The sequence below is a fragment of the Geopsychrobacter electrodiphilus DSM 16401 genome (assembly GCF_000384395.1).
Classification (GTDB): Bacteria; Desulfobacterota; Desulfuromonadia; order Desulfuromonadales; family Geopsychrobacteraceae; genus Geopsychrobacter; species Geopsychrobacter electrodiphilus.
Map to the genome: position 1 here is coordinate 2,946,993 of NZ_ARWE01000001.1, position 25,852 is coordinate 2,972,844.

Annotated in this window: 20 protein-coding genes and 1 pseudogene; 17 read left to right on the forward strand and 4 right to left on the reverse strand. The window is 53.9% G+C overall.

The genetic code is table 11. The annotated features are described in order from the left end of the window. The first annotated feature begins 2 nt into the window (after window positions 1-2). From D888_RS21750 to D888_RS0114020, 8 genes are all read left to right on the forward strand, one after another. Window positions 3-1,844, forward strand: a complete 1,842-nt coding sequence (locus tag D888_RS21750) for an AMP-dependent synthetase/ligase (protein WP_020677189.1) — start codon at window positions 3-5, stop codon at window positions 1,842-1,844. Window positions 1,845-1,964: 120 nt separating this feature from the next. Continuing rightward, window positions 1,965-3,542 (forward strand): HEAT repeat domain-containing protein, encoded by a 1,578-nt coding sequence (locus D888_RS0113990; RefSeq protein WP_020677190.1) that lies wholly within the window; start codon window positions 1,965-1,967, stop codon window positions 3,540-3,542. Between the two features lie 65 nt (window positions 3,543-3,607). Further along, entirely contained in the window at window positions 3,608-3,886 is a 279-nt protein-coding gene (locus tag D888_RS0113995) for a hypothetical protein (protein ID WP_020677191.1), read from the forward strand. A 127-nt stretch (window positions 3,887-4,013) separates the two neighbouring features. Beyond that, complete coding sequence (locus D888_RS0114000; RefSeq protein ID WP_020677192.1) at window positions 4,014-5,075, forward strand: type IV toxin-antitoxin system AbiEi family antitoxin; 1,062 nt, start codon at window positions 4,014-4,016, stop codon at window positions 5,073-5,075. A gap of 64 nt (window positions 5,076-5,139) precedes the next feature. Then, window positions 5,140-5,949 (forward strand): GPMC system MBL fold metallohydrolase, encoded by an 810-nt coding sequence (locus D888_RS0114005; protein WP_020677193.1) that lies wholly within the window; start codon window positions 5,140-5,142, stop codon window positions 5,947-5,949. Continuing rightward, the gene (locus D888_RS0114010) at window positions 5,949-7,769 is read left to right on the forward strand and encodes a TIGR04442 family protein (RefSeq protein ID WP_020677194.1); all 1,821 of its coding nucleotides are present in this window, start codon (window positions 5,949-5,951) and stop codon (window positions 7,767-7,769) included. The genes D888_RS0114005 and D888_RS0114010 overlap by 1 nt, the downstream gene beginning before the upstream one ends. 25 nt (window positions 7,770-7,794) lie before the next feature. Then, window positions 7,795-9,858, forward strand: coding sequence for an elongation factor G (gene fusA / locus D888_RS0114015; RefSeq protein ID WP_020677195.1), 2,064 nt, complete (start codon window positions 7,795-7,797; stop codon window positions 9,856-9,858). 42 nt (window positions 9,859-9,900) lie between these two features. Then, window positions 9,901-10,884, forward strand: a complete 984-nt coding sequence (locus D888_RS0114020; RefSeq protein ID WP_020677196.1) for a ketopantoate reductase family protein — start codon at window positions 9,901-9,903, stop codon at window positions 10,882-10,884. Between the two features lie 23 nt (window positions 10,885-10,907). Here the strand turns inward: D888_RS0114020 and ldhH are convergent, their stop codons facing one another. From ldhH to D888_RS0114035, 3 genes are all read right to left on the reverse strand, one after another. After that, entirely contained in the window at window positions 10,908-13,067 is a 2,160-nt protein-coding gene (gene ldhH / locus D888_RS0114025) for an L-lactate dehydrogenase (quinone) large subunit LdhH (protein ID WP_026362404.1), read from the reverse strand. Between the two features lie 49 nt (window positions 13,068-13,116). Further along, window positions 13,117-13,668 carry a LutC/YkgG family protein gene (locus D888_RS23265; RefSeq protein ID WP_020677198.1) on the reverse strand — a complete coding sequence of 184 codons (552 nt, stop codon included), beginning with the start codon at window positions 13,666-13,668 and terminating at the stop codon, window positions 13,117-13,119. 119 nt (window positions 13,669-13,787) lie between these two features. Continuing rightward, complete coding sequence (locus D888_RS0114035) at window positions 13,788-15,227, reverse strand: sigma-54 interaction domain-containing protein (RefSeq protein ID WP_020677199.1); 1,440 nt, start codon at window positions 15,225-15,227, stop codon at window positions 13,788-13,790. Window positions 15,228-15,701: 474 nt separating this feature from the next. Here D888_RS0114035 and D888_RS24790 point away from each other — a divergent pair, with 474 nt between their 5' ends. The 8 genes from D888_RS24790 to D888_RS0114080 all read left to right on the forward strand — a co-directional run bounded on the left by D888_RS24790 (window position 15,702) and on the right by D888_RS0114080 (window position 24,560). Then, on the forward strand, window positions 15,702-17,051 hold the full coding sequence (locus D888_RS24790; protein WP_020677200.1) for a 3-oxoacid CoA-transferase subunit B: 1,350 nt from the start codon (window positions 15,702-15,704) through the stop codon (window positions 17,049-17,051). 104 nt (window positions 17,052-17,155) lie between these two features. Next, the gene (locus tag D888_RS0114050) at window positions 17,156-17,917 is read left to right on the forward strand and encodes a 3-hydroxybutyrate dehydrogenase (protein ID WP_020677201.1); all 762 of its coding nucleotides are present in this window, start codon (window positions 17,156-17,158) and stop codon (window positions 17,915-17,917) included. Window positions 17,918-18,171: 254 nt separating this feature from the next. Next, entirely contained in the window at window positions 18,172-19,329 is a 1,158-nt protein-coding gene (locus D888_RS0114055; protein ID WP_020677202.1) for a TRAP transporter substrate-binding protein, read from the forward strand. 106 nt (window positions 19,330-19,435) lie between these two features. Further along, a complete protein-coding gene (locus tag D888_RS0114060) occupies window positions 19,436-19,933 on the forward strand; it encodes a TRAP transporter small permease subunit (RefSeq protein WP_020677203.1) in 498 nt (165 codons plus the stop codon). Between the two features lie 30 nt (window positions 19,934-19,963). Continuing rightward, window positions 19,964-21,304: a TRAP transporter large permease gene (locus D888_RS0114065; protein ID WP_020677204.1), complete on the forward strand. Its 1,341-nt coding sequence runs from the start codon at window positions 19,964-19,966 to the stop codon at window positions 21,302-21,304. A gap of 20 nt (window positions 21,305-21,324) precedes the next feature. Further along, window positions 21,325-21,807 carry a universal stress protein gene (locus tag D888_RS0114070; RefSeq protein ID WP_020677205.1) on the forward strand — a complete coding sequence of 161 codons (483 nt, stop codon included), beginning with the start codon at window positions 21,325-21,327 and terminating at the stop codon, window positions 21,805-21,807. 40 nt (window positions 21,808-21,847) lie between these two features. Next, window positions 21,848-23,239, forward strand: coding sequence for an FAD-binding oxidoreductase (locus D888_RS0114075; RefSeq protein ID WP_020677206.1), 1,392 nt, complete (start codon window positions 21,848-21,850; stop codon window positions 23,237-23,239). A 4-nt stretch (window positions 23,240-23,243) separates the two neighbouring features. Continuing rightward, a complete protein-coding gene (locus tag D888_RS0114080; protein ID WP_020677207.1) occupies window positions 23,244-24,560 on the forward strand; it encodes a (Fe-S)-binding protein in 1,317 nt (438 codons plus the stop codon). Window positions 24,561-24,719: 159 nt separating this feature from the next. On the opposite strand, the gene D888_RS0114085 is transcribed toward D888_RS0114080, so the two are convergent. Continuing rightward, the gene (locus D888_RS0114085; RefSeq protein WP_020677208.1) at window positions 24,720-24,989 is read right to left on the reverse strand and encodes a hypothetical protein; all 270 of its coding nucleotides are present in this window, start codon (window positions 24,987-24,989) and stop codon (window positions 24,720-24,722) included. Between the two features lie 198 nt (window positions 24,990-25,187). Here D888_RS0114085 and D888_RS22685 point away from each other — a divergent pair. Then, window positions 25,188-25,847, forward strand: a pseudogene (locus D888_RS22685) (ATP-binding protein); the annotation flags it as partial. Window positions 25,848-25,852 lie beyond the last annotated feature (5 nt).

Sequence of the window (25,852 nt, forward strand, 5' to 3'; positions counted from 1 at the left end):
TTATGAAAGACACCTTACCCAGAATGGTTTTGCGTCAGTGCGAAAGATACCAGGGACAGACTGTCATGCGTCGTAAATCAGGAGGTCGCTACCAGGACATCAGCTGGTCTCAACTCGCCGAAAGCATCAATACCTATGGCCGGGCACTGATGACCCTGGGTCTGAAAGCAGGCCAGCACGCTGCTATCATGTCCCCGAATCGACCCGAATGGGCCTGGGCCGATCTCGGTATTATGGCGGCGGGCGGGTGCTCTGTGCCCGTTTACCATACCGAAGGGCTCAAGACAATCATCCATATCCTTAACGATTCGCAAAGTCATTTCCTCTTTGCTCATTCTGCCAGCTTTACCGCCGAACTCATGGCTCAGATTGAACAACTCCCGAAGCTCGAGAAAGTCATCCTGCTTGAAGGGAGTTTTGCACATTCACGGGTGATGACCCTCGCTGAATTTCTTGAATTGGGACAAAAGACAAAACCTGAAAAACTGGAAAAAACTCTCGCGGCTGGACAATATGAAGGGCTCGCAACCTTGGTCTACACCTCAGGCACCACCGGGACCCCGAAGGGAGCTATGCTGACTCACAGTAACATTCTCAACAATGTCGAAGCCTGCAGTCAGCTGATCAGACTCGATGCGACCGATCAATGTCTGTCCTTTCTGCCACTGTCACACATCTTTGAACGCATGGCTGGTTATTATCTGATGCTGCATCAGGGAGTCACCATCGCCTACGCCGAAAGTATAGACACGGTGCCGGCCAATCTCGCCGAGATCCAGCCGACCGTCGTCACCAGCGTGCCACGTCTGTATGAAAAGATGTACAACCGCATCCTGGAACGTATCTCTTCTGGCCCCTGGATAAAAAAACAACTCTTTTTCATGGCTCTCAAGGCCGGTAAAGCGCAGGTCGCCTGCCAGCAGCAAGGCCGCCACCCCGGAATGGGACTCAACCTGGCGATGGCCATTTTTTCAAAACTTGTCTTCGCCAAACTGCGCGAGCGCCTTGGTGGCCGACTGCGCTTTTTTATCTCTGGCGGAGCACCACTGGTTCAAGAGATCGCCGAGTTTTTCCTCGCCGCGGGAATCCCCATTTATGAAGGTTACGGGCTCACCGAGACTTCACCGGTCATCGCCGTCAACTACCCTGGACATCATCGTCTCGGAACAGTCGGCCTGCCGCTGAGCAACATCGAAGTCAGGATTGCTGATGACGGTGAGCTTCTGGTCAGGGGCCCCAGTGTCACAAAAGGGTACTGGCAACTGCCGGAACAGACGGCAGAGGCCTTTAGTGATGACTGGTTTCACACGGGAGATGTCGCCCAGCTCGATGCTGAGGGCTATTTGCAGATCACTGACCGTAAAAAAGATATTATCGTCACCGCCGGCGGCAAAAAAGTTGCTCCACAGGAGATCGAAAATACCCTCAAAACCGATCGTTACATCAGTAACGTCATGGTTCACGGTGATCGCAGACCCTATTTGACGGCGCTGATTGTTCCTGACTTTGAGGCCTTGATCGCTTATGCCGCTTACAAAAAAATTAATTTTCTCGATCAATGCGATCTGGTTAACCATCCACAGATTCTCAACTTGATCCGTCGCAGGATCGATCAACTCCAGCGAGATCGCCCAAACTACAAGAAGATCCGCCGTTTCACCCTGCTGTCCCGGGACTTTATCGGCACCCAGGGGGAAGTCACCCCCACCCTGAAGCTGAAGCGCAAAATCATTAATCAACGATTTGCATCTTTAATAGAAAATATTTATCGCCCCGAGGACGAAGGGATTCATGATACCAGTTTCTGTATTATCGATAGCCCCGAATCCCCCGACCAGGGCTGATTGAAAGTCAGCAAATACCCGAAATATAAGGGGTTATTTACAACTCCGACACGACCGGGTATCCTGCCATGGATCACGTCTACGGGTTTAGACAGAACCTGACAGTTTGCGGAGGTATCATTGGCTGAAAATCAGCTGATCCTTGAGATAGAGCAGGCACTCACTGGCCTGATCAAACTTCTGAAGGCGCTACGCTTTTATCCCAGGGAGCACCCCAGCCTGCATGCCGCCATTACGGACTGCATGACCTGCTTTAAGCCACTGCTCACGCATCAGGAGCGGCGTGCCATCCAGTCCTCTCAAAAGGGGTTTACCCTGGGCGAAGACAGGATTGGCGAAAAGAACCCCGCCTTACTCGATCTGGCTTACCTGCTTGCCGAGCGACGGGTTAATCAGATAATTTTTCTCAGCGATCTCCAGGCTCAGGAACTACTTTACCTGGCCGATGGACTGACAACGCCAGCAGAAGAAATATATAGCGGCGGTGGACTCCAGACTTTTTTGCGCAGCCGCAAAGTAAACAGTATCTGGTTGAATGAGAGCAGCCTGGATGAAGCTCTGCAGAAACGTCAACAATTCGCCGTTGAAACAGAACAGGCCGCCGAGCAGATCGGGATGAGCGCATTACCCCCCGCAGAGCCGCCCAAAGCTATAGATCTGGTCCAACAACTGAGAACCCTCGTTGAACAGCTCCAGATAAAACAAGCCGACGAGGAATACGGGCAACAGATCGACCAGCTGCTCAAACTGGCCCCCCAATATTTTGAACAGAGCGGTGCGCCCGGGATTCTGCGAATCCTGCCGCTGCTGCTGGCACAAAGCCAACAGACCGAACGCAGTCCCTTTCAGCGCGACCGTGCCGCCAGTGCCCTTGAACACTTACTAAGCAGGCCGATGGTAGATCTGTTGCTGGCACAGTTCAAAAGCACGACCTTGACACCGCAACAATACCGACGGCTGCAACACCTCATCATCGGGCTGGGTCTAAGAATAGCCCCTCAAATGCTGGAGCAAATCGGTCGCGAGGAAGCAAGCAACGTTCGCAATCGCCTGAGTTCAATGCTCACCAAAATGGGGGAACCTCTCCTCGACCTGCTGCGTGAAATGATTCATAGCAGCAAGTGGTATGTGGTGCGCAACGCAGTCACGCTGATCGGCAACTTACGCCTTGCCCCCGGAATCACCCTGCTTGAACCACTGGTTAAACATCCGGATCAGCGGGTCAGACGTGCGCTGATTAGCGCACTGGCGATGATCGGCGGAGACATGGCGGTCGTACCACTGAGCCTGCTCGCACAGGATCCCTTCTTCGCCTTACGCCGCCCGGCGGTCAAAGCTCTCGGCGCCACCAGGAGCAACCTTGCCGTCCCTCCCCTGCTGGCGATTGCTCAGCAGTTTGACCCCTTCGGCCGCTATACGGAGATCCGCCGAGACGCAGTTTCGGGACTCGGTCTGATCGGGCAAAAAGAAGTGATCGCCCCACTCCTCTCCCTGGCCAAACGTCCCAATCTGCTCCGCCGACCTCGGCTCGAGGAGTTTCGTGCCGAAATTATTCTGACCCTTGGCAAACTCGGGGATAAAAATCTGGATCAGGCGTTTGAGCGCTGGCGCAAATCGCCCCACGGCGTTGTCCAGCGGGCGGCAGATCTCAGCCTCGCCACCCTGGACAAAAAACATGATCATCCTGCACCAAATTAAACAGATTCCCGCAAGCCTGGGCGCCGTCCTGCTCTCCGAAAAAAGCTCTTGATCGACGGCAAAGCATGAGCGGCAATCATCTTCATCCCGAATATGTCGAAAAATTTTACGGCGTTCCTCGGCCCTTTTCCTGTTGGCACCCTGTGCGACTGAACAATGATGAAATTGCGCTGATGATTGACCGCAACCATCTGGGCGAGCACTCGCTGAAGCTTAAATTGATCATCACCGCCGAAGGCCGCCGCTTGAAAGATGCACCCGAGTTTAATCTACCAGATAGCAGTCGGATTCTGGCTGAAGTCGACCCGCTTCTCAAAGGGCTTCAAATCGAAAATTATCTCTAGACGACTGCGTTGAACCGGCAGAGAACGCTTGACAAGACGGCCCTCTTCAGTTTCAATAATTGCCGCTATCAATACCATTGAACACCCTGACTTTAGTGAACACAAAAACCCATAAAGCTGAGATCTCATGACCAACAAGACCAAACAACGCGATGAACAAATTATCTTTGGCAGCATGAAGGCGATCCGCAGTCTGCCTGGATGTCATATTGACTTCGTCATCAAAAAACTGGGCGGGCCGTTTGCGGGAACCATTAAAATCGGCGGGGACTGGGGTGAAAAATATTACTTCCTTAAGGTCGTACCCAAACTTTCTCCAGAGATCGCCGATCTGGTGATTCATCAATTAAAAACAACCGCAGCTCCGGCAAATTGTGCCCCCCTGCTTTTGACCCATTACGTCAGCCCCAACCTGGCCGCCAAATTAAAGCAGAAAAAAATTGAGTTCGCTGATTGCGCCGGCAACCTGCTCCTGCAACAGGCGCCGCTCTATGTCGAAATTGCGGGGCAACGACATCTGCAGGTCAGTGGTGGGCTCGACCGCCTGTTCCGATCCGCGGGGCTGAAACTGATATACCTCTTCCTGCGCAATCCACAGAGCGTCAATGCCTCCTATCGAATCCTTGCCGAGGACGCCGGTATTGCGTTGGGAGCAATCGGAGATATTTTTAAAGAACTGAAAAATCGCGGAAATCTCATGCTCAGTTCTGAGGGTAGAGAACTAACTGCCGCCGAAGACCTTCTGCAACGCTGGCAACTCGGGTATCTTGAGACCCTGCGACCACGCATGTTAGTTCAACGCTGCTCCCTGAATTCGAGTTATTCGTTGCAACAATTGCCGGAGCTGTTACGCAGCTCCTCTGATAGAGCAACGGTAATGCTCGGCGGACAATTGGGCGCATCGTTGTTAACCAATCACCTTGACCCGGAATCGGCGGTGCTCTATATCAACTCGCAACAGCAACAGGAAGTTATGCTGCAACTCCAGCTGACTCCAGATCCGCATGGTAATGTCAGCCTGCAGGCCCCCTTCGGAAAACAGAATTTCTGGAATGGCGTGCAACCCGCAGGGCTGAATCTGGTCGATCCAATCTTGACCTATGCTGAACTCGCCGGCGACAGTTCCTGTGCCAGAGCTGCAGACAATCTCTACACACAGTATATTTTGCCGCGTCTATGCCGGAACTGATCCGATTTCGCCATCGGATAAACGCGCGATTTTATCCTCACTCTAACTTGAGCTGCGCTGAAATATGGACTTTGACCGCCTGACGCTGACAATTCTTGGTTCTGGCACCAGCACCGGCATTCCGGTAATCGGCTGCTCCTGTGCGGTCTGCCGGTCAGAAGACCCGCGTAATCGCCGCACCCGTTGCAGTGCGCTACTCAGCTTTTGCGGTCACAACATCCTGATCGACACGGCAACCGACCTGCGCCAACAGCTGCTGCGCGAAAATATCGGCCATATCGATGCGGTCCTCTATACCCATGTTCACGCGGATCACCTGCACGGCATCGACGATCTCCGGGTCTTCACCCGCCGTGACATGCCAGCCTTACCGCTCTATGGCGCGGCCTCAACACTCCAACAGATCCGCCATAACTTCAGCTACATCTTTGACCCCGTTACACAACCGGGGTATATTCCACAATTGAAAACCTGCCCTGTCGCAAACAGCTTTACTCTCGGAGGACTAACCCTGATTCCGGTCCCGCTTTTGCATGGAGCAATGGAGGTCTTCGGTTACCGGATTGGGCCACTGGCTTACTTAACTGACTGCAATGGAATCCCGAAAAATTCCCTCAAACTGCTCAAGGGGCTAGATGTTTTGATTCTTGATGGTCTACGGCTCAAACCGCACAAAACACATTTCAATGTTCAGCAGGCGGTCGCCATGGCGCAGGAGATTGGGGCACAACAAACATGGCTGACCCATCTCAGCCATGAAATTGACCACCCCCTGCATGAAAAAGAGCTCCCACAGGGAATTGGATTCGCCTATGATGGACAGCAGATTTCACTCGCGCTACCCACATTAAATGCAGACAGAGATTTCGACTGATGAATACTGAACTTCGCCTGCACGGCCACATCGATGAGAATATTGAATTTTTCGCTACCTCCGCGGGGGGCAACGATGCGCGCCCACAGTTTTATCAGCAAAATGGTAAAGAACTCCGCTTCTTTGCACCCGGCAACGAATTTTTCCTCACACCGCAAGGGGTCAAACATCGGGGGAATGGTGGTTCCTTCTGCGAGTACATGTTCGGGGTCGAACAACCCCTGGCCGATCTGGCAAAGACCGATATCCGCAATCGCCTCATACTTTACGGCACAAGCTATGACAAGAATGCGCGTCTGCTCTTCAGCAACAGCACCGACGGTGACCACAGCTACAGCCGCCTGTTTCTCGAAGGTCATGCGATCTACAACACCTTTTTCTTCGTCCACGACCCCCTCAATGAAGAGAACATCAAAGGACAACAGCTTCAAATCCTGCAAAAGATAGGCAAAACCTGCAAGCGCACCCTGGAACTCAGCGCTATTGACGATTCGTCTCTCTGCGCCGAGCTCCTTAAGCAACTGCCGGAGAGCTCATCAATCTATCTGTTCCGCCTGATTCACAAAAAGCATCGCTGCTTCCAGCAACGCTTCCGCGAACTCTATTTTGCCAACCACAACCTCGATACCAATGCCCTGACTGAACTTGACAACCTGGCGTTAACCCTTGGAATTGATCGATATCAGCAAGAACGGATCCGCATCGATGTCATGTTTCAGCATCGAGACAATTCCCGGATCGTCAATGAATATAAAAAGGTCCTGATCTCCTGTCGTCAGAAAGGGTTTATTGACCAGGCCGCCAACGCACGCCTGACCCGGCTGAAAACCTTGTCAGTCCGTCAAGGGATTCCAACGGCACTGTTTTTGGCCCTCGATGAGCTTCTGAAAACACAGGAGATGGAGGCCCCACGCGAAAAAACCTACATCTCAGAGACTCGCCAGATCCTGCAGGGGATGATGTTTCAAGAAGAACGCTTCGAAACCAGCGTCGACAACCGCGACATGGTCATTCTGCTAGAAGCCAAACAGCTTGCCGCAAAAAACCGTGATCACAGCTTTGAACACCTGCTGCTTGAAACCGGCAAAATCTGTGATGAAAAGATCCGGGACGGAGCAGATCTGCTTCTGCTGGAGAATTTCTCTTACATCATCACCTTTTTTGATCGTTTTGACAGCAGTTCCCAGCAGATCAGTCAACTGGCCTTCATGGACGGCTACCGGCTCAACGACGAGGTCGTACGCAGCCTGCTGGGCAGCCGTGATTCTTTTGAGTCCCTGCAACCCGGACTTTTTGAAAAACTCTTCTTCTCATCCATCGAAGAGAACGACTATCTAGGTCGCTTCGGTCGGCGCAAGATCAAGGTCTTGCGCCGGGGTCTCGACCGGATCGTTGCCGGTCAGCAGAGTATTAACGATCTGGTCACCGAACTTGCCCGGCTCAACGAAGAGGAGCGCCTCTTCCTTTTGCTGTTGGGGCAGGCAAAGAAGAGAATCCGGAACTCTTACTCGCGCTACTATACGCGTAAGGAGCAGGAAGAGCTTCTCAACGAAATCAGTAACGAATTACGCGACACCGGGGCTTTAGATCAGGATATCCCAATCGCCCTGTTTGAAGATGTGGTGATGCATATCAAAAAAGAAGCAGTCTATCTCCACAACCTGCTGCCGCAGATTATATCCGAAAGTGATCTGTGTCTGCGCAATGACTTCTTGACCAACAGCGGATTAGACCGCTTTACCATCGAAGAGATCGAACGCGAATACTTCAGTCATCACGATCTTGACCCCAATGCTCTGGTCCAACTTCGCGCCGGGTAACACCCTTCTCCAAATCGGGGGGAACATGCCAGCAACCAAACTCGACCGGATGCGCAATATCGGGATCATCTCGCATATCGATGCGGGCAAAACGACCCTTTCCGAACGGATCCTCTTCTACAGCGGCGAAATTCACAAAATGGGTGAAGTACATGACGGTGCTTCGGCCATGGACTGGATGGCTCAAGAACAAGAGCGCGGCATCACCATTACCGCCAGTGCCACCAGTTGCCGCTGGCACGACCTGCAGATCAATCTGATTGACACCCCCGGCCACATCGATTTTACCATCGAAGTTGAACGCTCTCTGCGTGCACTCGATGGTGCCATCGCCATTTTCAGTGCGGTAGAAGGGGTGCAGCCCCAGAGTGAATCGGTCTGGCGCCAGGCCAACCACTATCAGGTGCCCCGCATCTGCCTGATCAATAAAATGGACCGGATCGGCGCCGACTATCAACGAGTCATGCAGACCATTGCCCAAAGGCTCAACGCTCGCCCGGTACTGCTCCAGCTCCCGCTCGGGATCGAAGAGAATTTCTGCGGGGTGATTGATATCCTCAACAGTCAGCAGATTCTCTTTTCGAACGAGGATCAGGGGTGCAGTCTACAGGTTTCAGCAGCCAACGCGTCTTTCGCAGCACAGATCGCCAGCCACCGCGAGCTGATCGTCGAGGTCGCGGCTGATTTTGATGAAATGATTTTGGGCGATTTTTTGAATGGTCAACCTGTCAGCAACGAACGCCTGATCGCCGCCCTGCGCAAGGGAACCATTGCCGGTGAGATTTTTCCGGTGCTGCTTGGTTCGGCGCTGCGCAACAAAGGAATTCAGCCTCTGCTGGATGCCGTCGACCAATTCCTGCCCTCCCCTCGCGACTGCATCCCGGCCCTGGGGCGCCACCCGGAAGACAATCAGAGCGAAACCATTCCCTGCGATCCCGACGGACCCCTTTGCGCACTCGCCTTCAAGGTGGTCGCGGACGAAGGACGTAAGCTGACCTATCTGCGCATCTACTCTGGCAGCCTTGAAGCTGGCGACAGCCTGCTGGTCAGTAATCGCATGCAACCCGAAAAGGTCGCCCGGCTTTTCCGCATGCATGCCCACAAGCGCGAAAGGATAACCTCGGCCAGCGCCGGTGATATCGTCGCCGCATCCGGGCTCAAATCCGTGCTGACAGGCGACACACTCTGCCGCAATGAGCACCCCCTGATCCTCGCCGGCCTCGAATATCCCGAACCGGTGGTATCGCTCGCGGTCGAACCACGCGGTATCGATGACCGCGAAAAACTGAGTCTGGCCCTCGACAAACTCCAATGGGAAGATCCAACCTTCAGGGTCACAGAAGACCCAGATACGGGCCAGACGTTGCTGACCGGCATGGGCGAGTTGCATCTGGAAGTGATTGTGCAACGACTCGAGTCCGATTTCGGCGTTCAGGTTAACACCGGCAAGCCCCAGGTGGTCTACCGCGAAACCTTGCAAAAGCAGATCGAACATCGTGAACTTTTCGAACACGAAATCGATGGGCACCTCAACCAGGGCGACGTCCTGCTGCGCTTGACCCCGCTGCCCCGGCGCAGCGGGGTACAGATTGATCTCCCGCCAACGCTTCTGGAGAGCCTCACCCCCGAAATTTCTGTGGCACTCAAACCCGAAATTGAACAAACCTGCCACGCCGGAGTCGTCGCCGGTTACCCCCTGACAGACCTCAAGGTCGAAATTCTGGAGATCCCTTTTGATCCGGTCAAAACCACACCGCGCGGGATTCTGGCCGCCCTGCATCTCGCCATTATTCAAGCGGGGCGTAAAGCGGGTCCCACCCTGCTCGAACCGATTATGCAACTTGAATTGACCACACCCAGCGAACACACCGGCCGCGTCATGGGGAGCCTGCAGCAGAAAGGCGGGCAGGTCGCCGGCATCCTCACCAACGCCGATCAGGACCTGATCCACGCGACCATCCCGTTGACCCAAATGTTCGGTTACATGACCGAACTGCGCAGCGCGACCAAGGGAAGCGGCAGCTTCACCATGGAATTTTCACATTTCGATCAGGCACCGGTCGAAACCCTCAAACGGTTCGGTCTGTGATACATTCGCCCTGACAAAACGACGCAAAACAGGAAACAATCCATGACTCGACCAGAGAAAGTTGCCATTCTTGGCCTCGGCGCAATGGGGGCCTATTTCGCCAGCCGGTTCCTCTTGACTCCACATGTCTGCACCTCAGTCCTGGCAAAAGGCCAACGTTACGCCCGATTAATGGAAAACGGTGTACAGGTCAATGGCCAGCATTTTAAAATCCCGCTGGTCCATCCTGAAGAAAAACCCGATCCGGCCACTCTGATTATTGTCGCCTTAAAACACCATCAGCTGGCAGAAGCTGCCCATGACCTGCAAAACCTGGTCGGTGATCAGACCACGATCATCTCGGTCATGAACGGACTGGACAGTGAGAACTTCCTCGGGTCGATCTACGGCATGGACAAAGTGCTCTATACCATCTCAGTCGGCATCGATGCGGTGCGTGAGGGGAGCGAGGTCAGCTATACAAATCCGGGAAAACAAATTTTCGGGGCGGCAGACAACCAGCAGCTCAGTCCCAGAGTTAAAACGGTCCAGGATTTATTTCGGCTGGCCGGGATTCCCTTTGAGACCCCGCCGGATATGATCCGCATGCTCTGGTGGAAATTTATGATCAATGTCGGCATGAACCAGGCGTCAGCCGTCCTGCGCGCACCCTATTCGGTTTTCCAGCAATCGAGGGAAGCTCAACAGTTGATGATAGCCTTAATGCGTGAAGTCATCGCCCTCGCTGATGTTACCGGGATAAAATTGGGAGAGGACGCCATCGAAGATTGGTACCCTGTCCTCCATGCCCTTGCGCCACAGGGGAAAACCTCGATGTTGCAAGACATTGAGGCAGGGAGAAAAACAGAGGTCGAAATTTTTGCGGGCAAGGTTGTCGAACTCGCTGAAGCATACGATATCCCCGCGCCCGTGAATCGAACCTTTTTGCAAACGATCAGGGTTTTGGAAGCGTATCCAACAAAAAAAATCCCCGTGTCACAGGAGGCGCAACACGGGGGAAACACCTGGAGAGAGAAGCCAGGCTAGCACTTGGGATTTTCTGTTAGGGTCTAACCTTTTGCCTTTTCAGCCCGTAGCCCGGCAGCCAGCAGTTCGATGGTGTGGGCGACGGTGACCTTGGATTCATTCTTCTCGAGCCCGCCACGCAGCTGCATCATGCAGCCCGGACAGTCCATCGCGACGCAATCGGCGCCAGACTTTTCAATATCCTGCAGCTTGTCCCCCAGAATTTTTTTGGCAATTTCCGGGTGGCTGGTCAGCGAGTAACTGCCGCCGAAGCCGCAGCAGCGATCAGCGTGATCCATCTCGATCAGTTCATGACCCGAGGTTTGGATCAACTCACGCGGCTCTCGCCAGACTCCAGCCCCGCGCTTTAAGTGGCAGGAGTCATGATAGGTAATTTTCTGCGCCAACGGCAGATCCTTGAACTGCTCGGCGGCTTGCAGTTGATTGACGATGTAGCCGGCAGCATCCACCGTGATCGATGAAAGCTTTTCGGCCTTGGCCAGCCACTGGTGATCGTCCTTGAAGTGCTCAACAAAATCCCGCTGCAACGCCATGGTGCAGGTTGGGCAGGTGGTGAGTACGGCGTCGGGATTTCCGGCCAGCAGCGCGTCTATGTTCTGTTTAGCCAGTTCGACCGCAGTCGTCTTGTCCCCCGAGTAGAGCGCCGGGACCCCGCAACAGTTCTGCTCAAGCGGGTAATCAACTTCAACATTCAGATGGTTCATCACCTCGACCAGATCGGTCCCGAGTTCCGGGTAGAGGAAATCATTTGCGCAACCGCCGAAAAGTGAAACCTTCTGACGTGGCGTCTTCAATGTCTGCTTAGGCCAGACATCCCTCAGCGGTTTGTCGGCAATCGCCGGCAGGGTGCGCCATTCGGTGAGGGGCGAGAAGAAGAGCGGCAGGTGACGGATGGTCCGTTCCCCGCGGGTCACCGGCTTCTGCAGTACGCTTGCCGCGCGCAGCAGACCGTGGAACAGTTTGCGATTGCGCATCACCTTTCTGAAGACCAGCGACTTGGCGCCACCGATCCCTTCCTTGTCGGCGATGGTTTCACGCAGGGAGAGGATAATCCCCTCCAGATCGATATTCGCCGGACAGACCGCAACGCAGGAGCGACAACCGATGCAGGCCTTGACGATCTCGGCGGCGTTATCCAGGCCATGGAAAAAGGCAGTCAGAATGATACCGACAGCGCCGATATAGATGTGCCCGAACACGTGACCACCGACGCTCTGGTAGACCGGACAGACGTTGGCACAGGCCCCGCAGCGGATGCAACGGCTGGTATCGCAGCAGTGTTCGTCAGCCGCCAGACGGCTGCGGCCGTTGTCGAGCAGCACGATATGCAGGTCCTTTTCACCCTCTTCACAGGGAACCGCGCCGCGAATCCAGGTGACATAGCTGGTTAAAGCCTGGCCGGTGGCATTCTTCGGCAGCACGCGGATGACCCTGGCCGCATCTTCGAGGGTCGGTACCAGTTTGTCGATCCCGACCAGCGCGACATGAGTTTTCGGCAGGGTGGTGGCCAGACGTGCGTTCCCCTCGTTGGTCACCAGGGCGATCCCGCCGGTTTCGGCGATCGCCAGATTAGCTCCGGAAATTCCCATCTCGGCGTCGAGGTAACCCTGGCGCAACTGCTGACGGGCCACTTCGACCAGATGCTTGATATCTGCCGGTTCTTCCTGTCCAGTCTCACGGCTAAAGAGTTCGGCGACCTCTTCCTTGAACATATGGATCGCCGGCATCACCATGTGGCTGGGCCGCTGGCCTGAAAGCTGCAAAATCCATTCACCCAGATCGGTCTCCAGCGGTTTGACCCCGGCGGCTTCTAGCGCCTTGTTGAGATGAGTCTCTTCGCTGGCCATGCTCTTACTCTTGACTGTCAGCTTGACCCCTTGCTTGACCGCCAGTTCGGCAATGTAGCGGTTGGCATCCTCGGCGGTCGCTGCCTGATAGATCGTCGCCCCGGCCGCCTGGGCATTATCGATGAACTGCTGAAGATAACGGGCGTGGTTGATGCGCACATCATCCTTCATCACCCCTATCTCCTGACGCAGAGCATCAAAATCAAGTCCGCTGAAGGCTTTTTCGCGCGCCAGCAGGTAAGCGTCACCAAACTGGTGCAAGGCCTGCTGCAACTTGGGGGTGGCCAGTGCTTTATCAATCCGGTTCTGATATGCCTTTGAACGTTCTTTCATCATCTACTCCTGAAGCCTGCGCTTCTCGCCTCTCAGGCCGCATTTTTGAGGTTTACATCTCCAGCAGATCTGCCGACCATTCATCCAGCAATAAAATATAAAGTTCCTTGGGACCGTGGACGCCAATGGTCAAGACCCGCTCAATATCGGCGGTTCGGCTCGGGCCGGTGATGTAGGCGATGTAATTACGTGAGTTTTGTTGATGCATTTTACGCAAGGGGCCTACTGCGGCCAGACCGTCGGCCAGCATTTTACTGGGGTCGAGTATGACAAAATGCCGCGTTGGCAGGGTGCTGGCCAGTCGTACATCTTCAGCGGTGCTCTCCAACACCAGGGTGCCGGTATCAGCAATTCCGAAACAGGCGCTGGTGACTCCGGCCGCGGCTTGCTCGGCCTGCCTGCGTTCGACCGACAACAGCTTAACCCCGGCTGACAGCAATGCTGCATTCAGTTCTGCGCGTTCAATACTGGCCGAAACCGGTACCAGAACTCCACCCTGGGCATGCTCGGCGATATAGGTGACAGCCGCTTGCTGGTTTTTGCACTCGATCAGCACAGCGCCGGCCGCCGTGGCCGCGTTACAGAATTGTTTGAGTAAAGACATAGCTCCTCCGTAAAGTGGTAAGACCAATGTACCTTAATTGCCTCTACCTCTTGCTGTCAAGCCAAAAGCTTAGATTCCATAACAGCGGTATAAATTCACACCTGCCACATCCTGACCCATTAACCGAGGGGGATCTGATATTTGGTCATTTTCTTGTAAAGGACGGTCCGATGAATTCCGAGCAATTTTGCCGCTCTGGCCTTATTGTTGGCCGTCAGTTCCAATGCCTTGCGCAGGGCCTCCCGCTCAGCTTCAGCGACAACTGCAGCCAGATCCCATTGTCCACCTTGTAGCGCGGCAACTGCCGGCCGGCTGAGATAAAAAGGAAGATCACAGGCATCAATGCAGTTGCCTTCAATGGTAAAAGCCGTCCGTTCCAGGACATTAATCAGTTCGCGGATGTTGCCCGGCCAATGATAGGCATCCAGTACTTTTTCTGCGGCGGGGGTCAACTGGTAACAGGACCCCGGATAGTTATCCGCGATCTTGCCGAGCAGGTGCTGAGCCAAAGGGATGATATCCCCTCTCCGCTCGCGCAGCGGCGGGATTTCAAGGGGTACAACATTCAAGCGATAGTAGAGATCCTCACGGAACTGCTTCTGGGTCACCATCATCTTCAAATCCCGGTTGGTAGCTGCAATAATCCGGAAATCACTTCTCATCATCCGATTCCCACCTACCCGCTCAAACAGATGATCCTCCAGAACCCGCAATAACTTGGGTTGCAGCTCAAGCGGCATCTCGCCGATCTCATCTAGAAACAGGGTGCCCCCGTCGGCCAACTCAAATTTCCCCGGTTTCCCCCCTGACTTGGCACCGGTAAAAGCCCCATCGGCGTAACCGAAAAGTTCCGCCTCGAACAACTCCTTGGGAATCGCCGCGCAATTGAGATGAATGGAAGGATGTTTGTGCCGGGAGCTGGCCTGATGGATCGCCTGAGCAAAGAGTTCCTTGCCAGTGCCCGATTCACCGGTAAGAAGGATCGGCAGGTCGGTCTGCGCCGCCTTACGCGCCTCCTCCTTCAACGCAATAATCGGCGGACTGGTTCCTCGGATGCTGTCGAAAGTGTAACGGGTGGCACGCAACGAAATCAGTTCCTTTTCATACAGTTTGAGCTTTGACTCCAGCAGGCTCAGGTTGCTGGCCAGACGACCCACATCACTGACCTGCTTGAACATGATCTGGCCGAAGACGGCGACAACCTTGCCCTCCTCAAAAATCGGGATGCGCTGAACCACCATATCCCGACCTCGCGATGTAAAGATCTGGTTGACCTCCGCCTTGCCGGTTTTGGCCACGATATGCATCCGGCTGTCTTCCAGAATTTCGGTGACATGTTTACCCAGGACCTGTTTCACCTCCAGGCCGAGAAACCGAGCATATGGCTGATTGAAATAGAGGATATACCCGGCAGCATCGGTCACCAGAGCGCCATTTTCAATATGGTCAAAGATCAAATCAACCAATTGCAAGCGGCGGATCATCCCCTGCAGCAAGCCTTCAGAAAGCTGTGACAGTGGTTCTGGCTCACCCTGAGATATTGGTGTCGTTTCCTTCAAAAGTAGATCCTCCTGTTCTGTCCCCCGTGAACTACATGTAGCCATACTGAGACAGTTGGCCAGAATTGGCGAGCAACCTGAGAGTCGCGGCGGGTAACCTTTCAGGGGAAGACCTGACCAGCAGCGGTTTTGTCCGCTATATCCGGCCAAAGTCTTCTACTCAACGCCGAGACGAGAATGAACATCATTCTATTCCTTCTCAGCCTAGCGCGCGGTCCAGGTGTAGTCAAGCGCCTACACTTGAATCCCTCAGAAACTCTTTACCTCTTTGATTCCGCGCGAATAATCCATGACAAACAAAGTATAAGTATTTGTTTTTAATAAGTTTTTAACTACATATATCCTAAACGAAAAACTTCACCACTTGCATGGCACGCACCTTGCGATACATTGAAGTAGAAATATAACATCGTTATTTACCTTTCTAACACAGAGACAAACGCATAAGACCCCAAATTCAAAGGAGAAATTTTAATGAAACTCATTTTCACTGATGCCAACAAGGCCCTTGAGGGAGTAACCAGCGACAATATAACCGTCGCCGCCGGAGGCTTTGGCCTGTGTGGTATTCCCGAGAACCTTATTACCGCCCTGCGGGATTCTGGCGCCAAGAACCTCACCGTTATCAGCAACAACGCCGGGATCGATCAATTCGGGCTCGGACTGCTACTCCAGACCCGCCAGATAAAGAAGATGATCTCCTCCTATGTCGGTGAGAATGCCACCTTTGAAAAACAGTTTCTGAGCGGCGAACTCGAATTGGAACTCACCCCGCAGGGCACCCTGGCAGAGAAACTGCGCGCTGGCGGTGCCGGGATTCCGGCCTTCTTCACCCGCACCGGCTTCGGCACCCTGTTGACCGAGGGAAAACCGATCCAAACATTTAACGGCATCGACTATGTCCAGGAAGAATCCCTGACCGCTGATCTGGCAATTATCAAAGCCTGGAAGGCCGATAAGGCGGGAAACCTGGTGTTTCGCAAGACCGCGCAAAACTTCAACGCTGCCTGCGCCAAGGCAGGAAAAATCACCATCGCCGAAGTCGAGGAGATCGTTGAAGCGGGCGATCTCGACCCGGACCAGATCCATCTGGCAGGAGTCTACGTTGACCGCATTTTACTCGGGAAGAGTTTTGAAAAACCGATCGAGCAGCGCACCCTGGCTGTCAGCAGTTCCGGTAGCAGCAAGGTCAACCCCGAACGGGAATGGATGGCCAAACGCATCGCCCGCGAGCTGACTGACGGTGCCTACGTCAATCTGGGAATCGGCATGCCGACTCTCGTCGCCAACTATATCCCTGCGGGCGTCGACATCACCCTGCAATCAGAGAATGGTCTGCTCGGCATCGGTCCTTTTCCAACCGAAGATCAGGTCGACGCCGACCTGATCAACGCCGGCAAACAAACTATCACGACCATCCCCGGTGCAGCATTTTTCGACTCGTCCGAATCCTTCGCCATGATTCGCGGGGGAAAGGTCGATCTCTCCGTCTTAGGCGGCATGCAGGTCAGCGCCAAGGGCGACCTGGCGAACTGGATGATCCCGGGCAAAATGGTCAAGGGCCCAGGCGGAGCCATGGATCTGGTGAGCGGCGTCAAAAAAGTCATCATCATGATGGAGCACTGTGCCAAAGACGGCAGCCCCAAGATCCTGCCCGAATGCGATCTCCCGGTAACCGGCAAAGGTGTTGTTGACCTGCTCGTAACAGAAAAAGGGGTATTTGAAATCGATGAAAACGGCATGACCTTGATCGAGATTTCCCCCTTCAGTTCTCTGGAAGAACTGAAAGCTTGCACAGGATGTCAGTTCGGTACTCGACTCTAAGAGGACAGGCCTTTTTTATAAGAGAAAGGCAGAGACCCTTTTAACTCGAGATTTCAGTTGAAAACAACCATTCCACCAGAAAGAGGTTAAAGGAGTACACCTATATGTCTAATCAACAAGTCGCCCTGGTTACTGGAGCCGCCAGCGGCATCGGTCTGGCCGCAGCGGAGGCTCTGGCGGCCAGTGGTCGCCTGGTCGCACTGGCCGACGTCAACCGTGAAACCGGTGAAGCTGCCGCCAAACGTCTGGGAGGATTCTTCATCCAGGCCGACCTGAGTACCCGTGCAGGGTGCAAGGCCCTCGCCGACAGCGTGCTGGCCAAATTCGGGCACTGCGACATTCTGGTTAACAATGCCGGCATCCAGCATGTCGCCCCCATCGAAGAGTTCCCCGAAGACAAATGGGACTTCATTATCAGCCTGATGCTGACCGCCCCGTTCTTACTGACCAAGTATTTTTGGCCAGGGATGAAGGAACGCTCCTGGGGACGCATAATCAATATCAATTCGGTTCACGGTCTGCGGGCCTCTGAATTCAAGGCAGCCTACGTCAGCGCCAAACATGGTCTCACCGGCTTGACCAAAACCGCAGCCCTCGAAGGAGGACCACAGGGGATAACAGTCAACTCTATCTGTCCGGCGTATGTCCGCACTCCGTTGGTTGACGGTCAAATTGACGCGCAGGCCAAGACCCATGGCATCCCGCGTGAGGAAGTCATCAGCAATATCATGCTGAAGAAAGCCGTCGTAAAACGGATGATTGAACCCTCTGAAGTCGGAGATCTCGTCATCTACCTCTGCTCAGATTCGGCGGTCTGCATCACCGGAACGATGCTGACTATAGACTGTGGCTGGACTGCAAATTAGGGGCTCAGCACCTAGATGGCTGACTGTTGAAGCCACCCCATCAGTGTTTTGCCCATTTTCAAGTAACTGGCAGTCAAGGGCATGAGTGACTAAAAACATTGTTATATTTTTTCCCTTGACAGAAATATTTTGTTTACTTTAGAGTATGCTATCAAATTGGTCTTACCAATTAAATGGTGTACTTATTGACCATCCCCGCGAACCAGGGGAATTCGACCAGTAACATCTCTTAATCTCGTTAACAGGAGGAAAGAATGAAGAAGCTCAAAATGTTCATCGGTCTGGCCCTGATCCTGACCTTGGCTCTGGCGCCCAATGCCTTTGCCGCAAAGCGCGAAAAGTTTGGCACCGACAAGCGCCATGAAGAAGTCAAAAAGGAACTGCGCACCATCAAAGCATCCACCGAAAAATTCAGGTGGAAAATGGTCATGCCTTGGTCCAAAGGCCTGCTGTTCTATGATATCGCCCAACATTTTGCTGATTCAGTAAAGCTCGCTTCAGGTGGGCGTCTCGATATCAAACTCTTTTCTGCAGGTGAACTCGTAGGTGCCATGGAAAGTTTTGATGCGGTAAGCAAGGGCCAGGCAGATATCGGTCACGACTGGCCGGGTTACTGGAAAGGCAAAAACGAAGCTTTTGTCGCCTTTGCATCAGTCCCGATGGGGCTGGACACCGAGGGTTACAACATCTGGTTGTACGAGCGTGGTGGGAAAGAAATGATGAACGAGCTTTATGGCCGTTACAACCTGGTGGCCTTCCCCGGCGGTAACGTCGGTCAGGAACTGGGTCTGTTCTCCAACAAAAAGGCAACGAAAATTGCCGATTTTAAGGGGATGCGCGTTCGGACTGCAGGCTGGTACATGGATATTTTGACCAATCTCGGTGCCAGCGTTTCGCCCCTTCCCGGCGGCGAAGTCTATCTTGCCCTCGAGCGTGGCGTTATTGATGCCGCTGAGTTCAGCACCCCCGCTATCGACTACCCGATGGGCTTTGATGACATTACCAAATATGTCATTCAACCAGGCGTCCATCAGCCCTCTTGCCAGAGTGCCTTCTTTATCAACAAGGATTCCTACGCAAAACTGCCTGACGATCTGAAGTGGATCATCAAAATTGCCGCCGAAGAGACCCAGCAATGGTCCACCGCCTGGGCGGAAAACCTCAATGCCGAAGCAATCAAACTGCTCAAAAAGAAGGTTGAATTCGTCCGCATGGACGATGACGCCATCAACCAATTTGCCATCGCTTCTCATAACTATATCGAAGGTCTAAAAGCCAAATATCCCGACGTGAAAAAAGTCATGGATTCTCAGGACCAGTTCAAAGCCGATTTCGCCGACTGGCGTAAAGAACGCGGCGGGATTACCCCCTGGCCCTATGAGCAATTTATCAAAGGGCAACACGAACAATAAGCCAAATCTTAGGCCCAGCAAGATAATCCGGGCGGGGGTCTGCGGACCCCCGCTTCTTTCCTCTTGTCCCACAGATGCACACCACTTATAGATTATGAGGTTTTTTATGTTTAAGCTTGATGGCGCGATCGACAATCTCAACGAGAAAGTGGGTTTTTATGCCTCATATCTCGTTATACCACTGATTACCGTGGTGGTCTGGGAGGTCATTATGCGTTATGGATTTGACGCGCCGACATCTTGGGCCTTTGAACTGACCGTTTTCCTCTACGGTCTTCACTACTGTTTTGCCATGGCCTACGCGCACAAACACAACACCCATGTCGCTATTGACGTTTTTGAAGCGCGACTGTCCGAAAGATCGCGGACCATTCTGCGCATCATCACCAACGGACTGATGTTTTTACCAACGATCGGCCTGCTGACTTTCTACATGTGCGTGATGGCCGCTTCCTCCTGGCACCAGTTGGAACACGCTTCAAGTTCCTGGGCGCCTGCAATTTACCCCATCAAAACGCTCATGGCGATTGGCTTTGTTCTCTTCTTCCTGCAAGGGCTCGCCAAACTGATTCAAGATGTTCGTTTACTTAAAAAGACCAATTAAAACCTGCCTGAGCCAGGAGATAAGATCCCAATGAGCGTCGAAGTACTCACTATCCTAATGTTCGTAACCCTGATGGCCTCAATCGCCATGGGGCATCCCTTAGCGATAACTCTGGCCGCAGTTGCAACCCTCTTCGGCCTGATCGATAACGGTTTCAGTATCCAGGCGTTGATGGGGCTGTTTGCCAATAATGCCTGGGGCATTTTCCTTAATTATACGCTGGTCGCCATACCGCTGTTTATTTTCATGGCTCAGATTCTCGATCGATCCAAGGTCTCGGAGGGGCTGTTCGACGCCCTGTACCAGGTCCTGGGTGGACTGCGCGGCGGTTTGGGAATGGCGGTTATCGTAGTTTCGACAGTTTTTGCTGCCACCACCGGCATTGTCGGCGCTTCGGTAGTTGCCATGGGTCTGATGGCTGGCCCGGCCCTGCTGCGCCGCGGTTACGACCGCTCACTTTCAGCCGGAATCATCTGTTCCTCGGGGACACTGGGGATCTTGATCCCGCCATCAATCATGCTGGTTGTCTATGGCGGCCTGACGGGTCAAAAAGAGACCTCGGTCGGCAACCTGTTTGCTGCGGCTATTCTTCCCGGCCTGCTGCTCTCCGCAATGTACCTGCTTTACGTCGGTGTGCGCTGCTACATGAACCCGAAGCTCGGCCCGCCGATTCCATTGGAAGATCGAACCGCCACCGTTTCAGAAAAAATTTCCATGACCATGAAGAACTTTGTCCCGCCGTTCGGCCTGATCCTGACGGTCATGGGCACTATTTTAGCCGGGATCGCCACCCCGACTGAAGCCGCTGCTCTGGGCTGCATTGGCGCTCTGGTTCTGGCTCTGGTCACCGGTCGGCTCAATTGGACGGTCATTACCCAGGCCTGCGTCTCGACCTCCCGCACCACAGCCATGATCATGGCCCTCTTTTTGGGTGGAAAATTCTTTTCCGTAGTCTTTCTGAGCATGGGCGGTGGCGACGTTGTCGCCAACACCTTGCTGGGGATGGATGTCAGCCCCTATGTGGTTTTTACGATCATGATGGCGGTGGTTTTCTTCATGGGAATGTTTATCGACTGGGCCGCCATTTTATTGGTTGTCGTGCCGATTTTCACACCGATCGCCATGGAGCTGAATTTCAATCCGCTCTGGTTTGCGATGATGGTCTGTATCAATCTGCAGACATCTTTTCTGACCCCCCCCTTCGGCTATTCCCTGTTCTATTTCAAAGGGGTGGCCCCACCTGAATACAGCATGAGTGATATCTACCGAGGGATCATCCCCTTCGTTATGATTCAGGTATTCGCCTTGGCAATCCTGATGATCTTCCCGCAGATCATCACCTACTTACCGAGCGTATTCTTCGGTAGCTAAGCGAGATAGAGGATAATCAAATGCTTCCGGAAATTAAAAACATTCTTTACGCTACCGACCTCAGTTCCGGATCAACCCATGTGTTTCGCTATGCTCTAAGCCTGGCCAGGCGCTACCAGGCCCAGGTCAGCATTCTGCATGTGGTTGAGCCCTTGACAACTTTCGGCCAGAGTCTGGTCGAACTACATATCTCTCATCAAGTTTCAGAAAACTTGCATGCGGAGATCCGCACTCAACTGCTGGATAAGTTAAAGGAGCGACTCCGTAGCTTCTGCGAACAAGAAGCTTGTGCCACCGAGGAAAATCTGGTGGCCGACATCCTGGTACTAGAGGGGCGGCCCGCCGCAACCATCATCGAACAGGCCAGGGTTATCCAAGCTGACATAATCGTTATGGGGACCCATCAGCACTCTGCGGTCGGAGAAGCCCTGCTTGGTACAACTGCGCACAAGGTGCTTCACAGCTCTGCTCTGCCGACCTTGCTGATCCGTATTCCAAAGTAGGCCAAGGGCAGCAGAAAGCGAAAGAAGATCAGAGGCTATTATGATCGATAAAAATATACTTGAGACACTCGTCCTTAAATTAGGTAGAGAGGCCGTCGTTTCCGAGCCCGAGGACCTACTGGTCCTCGGCTATGATTCGACCCCCGGACTGCACCACACCCCAGATGTCGTCATCTACCCGACCAGCAGTGAACAGGTCCAGATAGCGATGCAGATCGCCCGCGACAACAAGCTGCCGATCACCCCCCGTGGGAGCGGTACCGGTCTGTCTGGCGGGAGCATCCCGATCAAAGGCGGCATGGTTATCTGCCTGAATAAGATGAACCAGATTCTTGAGATCGACGAGGAGAATTTGACCGCTACCTGTCAAGCGGGAGTCGTCACACTTGACCTGTTCAACGCGGTCGCAGCAAAAGGGCTCTTCTACCCACCCGATCCGGGATCGCAGAAAATCTCGACCCTTGGTGGCAATGTCATGGAGGATGCCGGCGGTCTGCGTGGCCTCAAGTATGGCGTGACCCGTGATTACGTAATGGCGCTCAAGTGTGTATTGCCGGACGGCAGCCTGCTTTCGACCGGCGGCAAGAGCGTCAAAGATGTCGCCGGATATGCCTTCAAGGATCTGTTGGTCGGCAGCGAAGGAACCCTGGCAATCATCACCGAAATCACGGTCAAACTGATCCCGCCACCCCAGGACAAGCGGACCTTCCTCGCCTATTTCGATGACATCCGCATCGCCGGAACAGCGGTGAGTAAAATCATCGCCGCCAAGATCATCCCCTCGACCATGGAGATCATGGACAAGGCGACCATCAACTGCGTCGAGGATTACGTCAAGATCGGCCTGCCGCGTCAGATGGCAGCGCTGCTGCTGATTGAGGTCGATGGTCACCCGGCGATGGTGGCCGAAGAAGCCACAGAGGTCGAGCGGATCCTTAACGACGTTGGCGCCGCCGAAGTTCATGTCGCCAAAGATGCCGCAGAAGCGGCCAGCCTGGCCGCAGCACGGCGTACCGCCCTCTCTGCACTGGCGCGGGTTTCACCGACGACCCTGCTCGAAGATGCAACCGTGCCGCGCTCAATGCTGGCCGAGACCTTCACTCTGATCGAAAGGTTGACCCAAAAGTACCAGCTGACCGTCGGCACCTTCGGCCATGCCGGAGACGGCAACCTGCACCCGACCGTGCTCTGCGACGAACGCAATACCGACGAGATGAAGCGCGCCCACGCCTTTTACGACGAACTCTACGAACAGGTCCTGGCCTGGGGGGGTACGGTCTCCGGGGAACATGGCATCGGCATCGCGAAAAAAGACTACCTGGCCCGACAGATCGGCCCGGGCGGCGTGGCAGTAATGAAACGGATCAAACAGTCCTTCGACCCCGACGGAATTCTCAATCCGGGCAAGATATTTATTGCTAACGGGGAATAGTCCAATGAGCAAACAAACAAGCAAAAAAGAAAAACTCGGGAACTTTACTGCCGTAGACGCCCCTGAGTATGAAGCCGTTCTGCAGTGCATGCGCTGCGGCTTCTGCCTGCCGACCTGCCCGACCTTTATGCTGACCGGACGCGAACGCTCCAGCCCGCGCGGTCGCGTCGCTCTGGCGCGCGCTGTCGCAGAAGGAAGACTTGAATTTACCGCCGCGGTTAAAGACGAGGCCTTCTTCTGCCTCGACTGCCGCGCCTGCACCACCTCTTGTCCCTCAGGCGTGCGTGCCGGTGAAGTGATGGAGATCTGCCGCAGCCAGGCGCAGCAGCAGACACCGCAGGGACATATGGGCAAGAGCATTCGTGACTTTATCCTGCGAAGAATGCTTCCTGATCCTGCGTTACTCGAGAAATCGATGCTGCCGGCCCGTCTTTATCAGCGTCTCGGTATTCAGTGGCTGGTGCGCCACTCCAAGGCACTCAAACTCGGTCCCGCCTGGATGGAAAAAGCTGAGGGGATGATGCCCAAACTCGATGCCCCCCTGCGTCCACAGTTGCCCGAGTTAACCCCTGCCCATGGCGAAAAACGCGGCAAGGTCGGTTTCTTCCTTGGCTGCATCATGACCCTGATGTACCCCGAGGTTTCGCGGCAGACGGTGCGCGTTCTTGCCCATCAGGGCTTCGATGTCATCACCCCCAAAGAGACCAAGTGCTGCGGCGCTCCGCACCTCAATGAAGGGGACCGCCAGACTGCCCGTGAGCTCGCGCGCTTTAACCTCGAGCTCTTTCTGGCCCAGGATGTTGATTATATCGTTACCGACTGTGCCGGCTGCGGGGCAAGTCTCAAGGAATATGAAGAATTGCTCGCCGCAGACGAGGACCACCAGCGTCTGGAACTCTTCCGCAGCAAAGTGCGCGACGTACAGGAATTTCTGTTCGATAAGGGTCTACGCACCGAGGAACTGTTGCCGGTCAAGACCAGTGTCACCTACCACGAACCCTGCCACCTCTGCCACGCGCAAAATATCTCAAATCAGCCACGTGCGTTGCTTAAGATGATTCCTGGAGTTGAGCTGCGCGAGATGAATGAAGCGAGCTGGTGTTGTGGGAGCGCTGCCACCTGGGGTTTGAAATTTTCGGAGGAATCCAAGCAGGTTCTGGATCGTAAACTGGCCAACGTAGCGGCGACCAATGTCGAGCATCTGATTACCGCCAACCCCGGATGCCACCTGCAACTGGCCTGGGGGCTCAAACAGGCAGGAATGAAACAAGATGTGCTGCACTTGATGGAACTGCTGGGACGCGCGACCCCGGAAAACTGAGCCTAGAAACCAGAAGATAAATCCCCGGAGTTTTCGAGACATCCTCCGGGGAGAGCCCCGACCTTGCCTAAGCGTAAGATCGGGGCTTTTTTATTGCAAGTCAATAGCTTATGACTGCGCAGACACCACTTCTCTTCATCAAAATCCAGGTCAAATCCCTCAGATTGAAATGCGCATCTTTTTGCAGAAGCTGCGCATGACCATTTCAGCTTGCCGCAACCGTGACAGACGCATATTCTTGGCCTTGAACTGTAAGGCATCTTCAGCAGGGATCTGAATGGAACGAACTTCACGTTGGATAACGGCCAGATTAGTCAAAATAATTTTGAGATCTGCCGGAGTGTAACTCTTAAGCCCCGGTGCCGAGAGGTTCATAAATCCATCGGCGATATCCTGGGCCAATTTTTTCGGATTTCCTGCAATTGCCATAGCTCCCCCTTAAAAATAATTATTCATATTTATTGCCATACATGCGAGTGATGACCTTAACAGATCACAGACCCAAAATCATGATACTCTCGATCCATAAAGAAACTGACCACTCGTCAAGCATTGAACCGAAAGCTGATGACTATCAACTGGACAGAAACCCGCGCCGCGATCTGACAACCCTACAATTCCCGACTCAGATCGGTTGAACGAATCGACCCGATTCAGCTGAACCAACTTCTCGGCATCGAGAAGCAGAAAGAACCGTTGCTGAACAATACTCTCCGCTTTCTGCGCGGCAATCCAGCCAACAACGCCCTGCTCTGGGGGGCTCGCGACACAGGAAAATCATCACTCGTTAAAGCGGTGTTCAACGCTCTGCACCCGCAGGGTCTGCGGCTGATCGAAGTCGATGACCTCTCTTTTGCTGAAAATGAGCGTGGCTATCGCCACCTGAAGAGCGTGCTCGAAGGGTCTATCGAACTCCCGCGGAACAACCTGCGTTTCTACACAACCAGCAATCGCAGGCACCTGCTACCGGAAGCGATGCGCGACAACCTTGAGACGCATGTCGAAGATGGTGAAATCCATTACAGCGACGCGGTGGAAGAAAAGATCAGCCTCTCGGATCGTTTCGGGCTGTGGTTGTCTTTTTACAGCGGTTCTCTCGATCACTACCTGGAAATTGTCGATTCGCTTTTCAACGATTATCCGTCCAACCACGAACCGCTACACGAGGCGGCCCTGCTCTTTGCCGGGACGCGCGGAAGTCGTAGTGGTCGCACGGCGATGCAGTTTTTCAATCAATTCTCCTCATCTCCACCAGCCATCGCCACAACTAAACGAAAAATTTATTGATACAG

Coding starts and splice junctions, on each gene's coding strand:
- D888_RS0114010 (WP_020677194.1), top strand. CDS start 5,949: ATGAATACTGAACTTCGCCTGCACGGCCACATCGATGAGAATATTGAA.
- D888_RS21750 (WP_020677189.1), top strand. CDS start 3: ATGAAAGACACCTTACCCAGAATGGTTTTGCGTCAGTGCGAAAGATAC.
- D888_RS0114000 (WP_020677192.1), top strand. CDS start 4,014: ATGACCAACAAGACCAAACAACGCGATGAACAAATTATCTTTGGCAGC.
- D888_RS0114075 (WP_020677206.1), top strand. CDS start 21,848: ATGATCGATAAAAATATACTTGAGACACTCGTCCTTAAATTAGGTAGA.
- D888_RS0114020 (WP_020677196.1), top strand. CDS start 9,901: ATGACTCGACCAGAGAAAGTTGCCATTCTTGGCCTCGGCGCAATGGGG.
- D888_RS0113995 (WP_020677191.1), top strand. CDS start 3,608: ATGAGCGGCAATCATCTTCATCCCGAATATGTCGAAAAATTTTACGGC.
- D888_RS0114005 (WP_020677193.1), top strand. CDS start 5,140: ATGGACTTTGACCGCCTGACGCTGACAATTCTTGGTTCTGGCACCAGC.
- D888_RS0114055 (WP_020677202.1), top strand. CDS start 18,172: ATGAAGAAGCTCAAAATGTTCATCGGTCTGGCCCTGATCCTGACCTTG.
- D888_RS24790 (WP_020677200.1), top strand. CDS start 15,702: ATGAAACTCATTTTCACTGATGCCAACAAGGCCCTTGAGGGAGTAACC.
- D888_RS0114070 (WP_020677205.1), top strand. CDS start 21,325: ATGCTTCCGGAAATTAAAAACATTCTTTACGCTACCGACCTCAGTTCC.
- D888_RS0114065 (WP_020677204.1), top strand. CDS start 19,964: ATGAGCGTCGAAGTACTCACTATCCTAATGTTCGTAACCCTGATGGCC.
- D888_RS0114060 (WP_020677203.1), top strand. CDS start 19,436: ATGTTTAAGCTTGATGGCGCGATCGACAATCTCAACGAGAAAGTGGGT.
- fusA (WP_020677195.1), top strand. CDS start 7,795: ATGCCAGCAACCAAACTCGACCGGATGCGCAATATCGGGATCATCTCG.
- D888_RS0114080 (WP_020677207.1), top strand. CDS start 23,244: ATGAGCAAACAAACAAGCAAAAAAGAAAAACTCGGGAACTTTACTGCC.
- D888_RS0114085 (WP_020677208.1), bottom strand. CDS start 24,989: ATGGCAATTGCAGGAAATCCGAAAAAATTGGCCCAGGATATCGCCGAT.
- D888_RS0114050 (WP_020677201.1), top strand. CDS start 17,156: ATGTCTAATCAACAAGTCGCCCTGGTTACTGGAGCCGCCAGCGGCATC.
- ldhH (WP_026362404.1), bottom strand. CDS start 13,067: ATGATGAAAGAACGTTCAAAGGCATATCAGAACCGGATTGATAAAGCA.
- D888_RS23265 (WP_020677198.1), bottom strand. CDS start 13,668: ATGTCTTTACTCAAACAATTCTGTAACGCGGCCACGGCGGCCGGCGCT.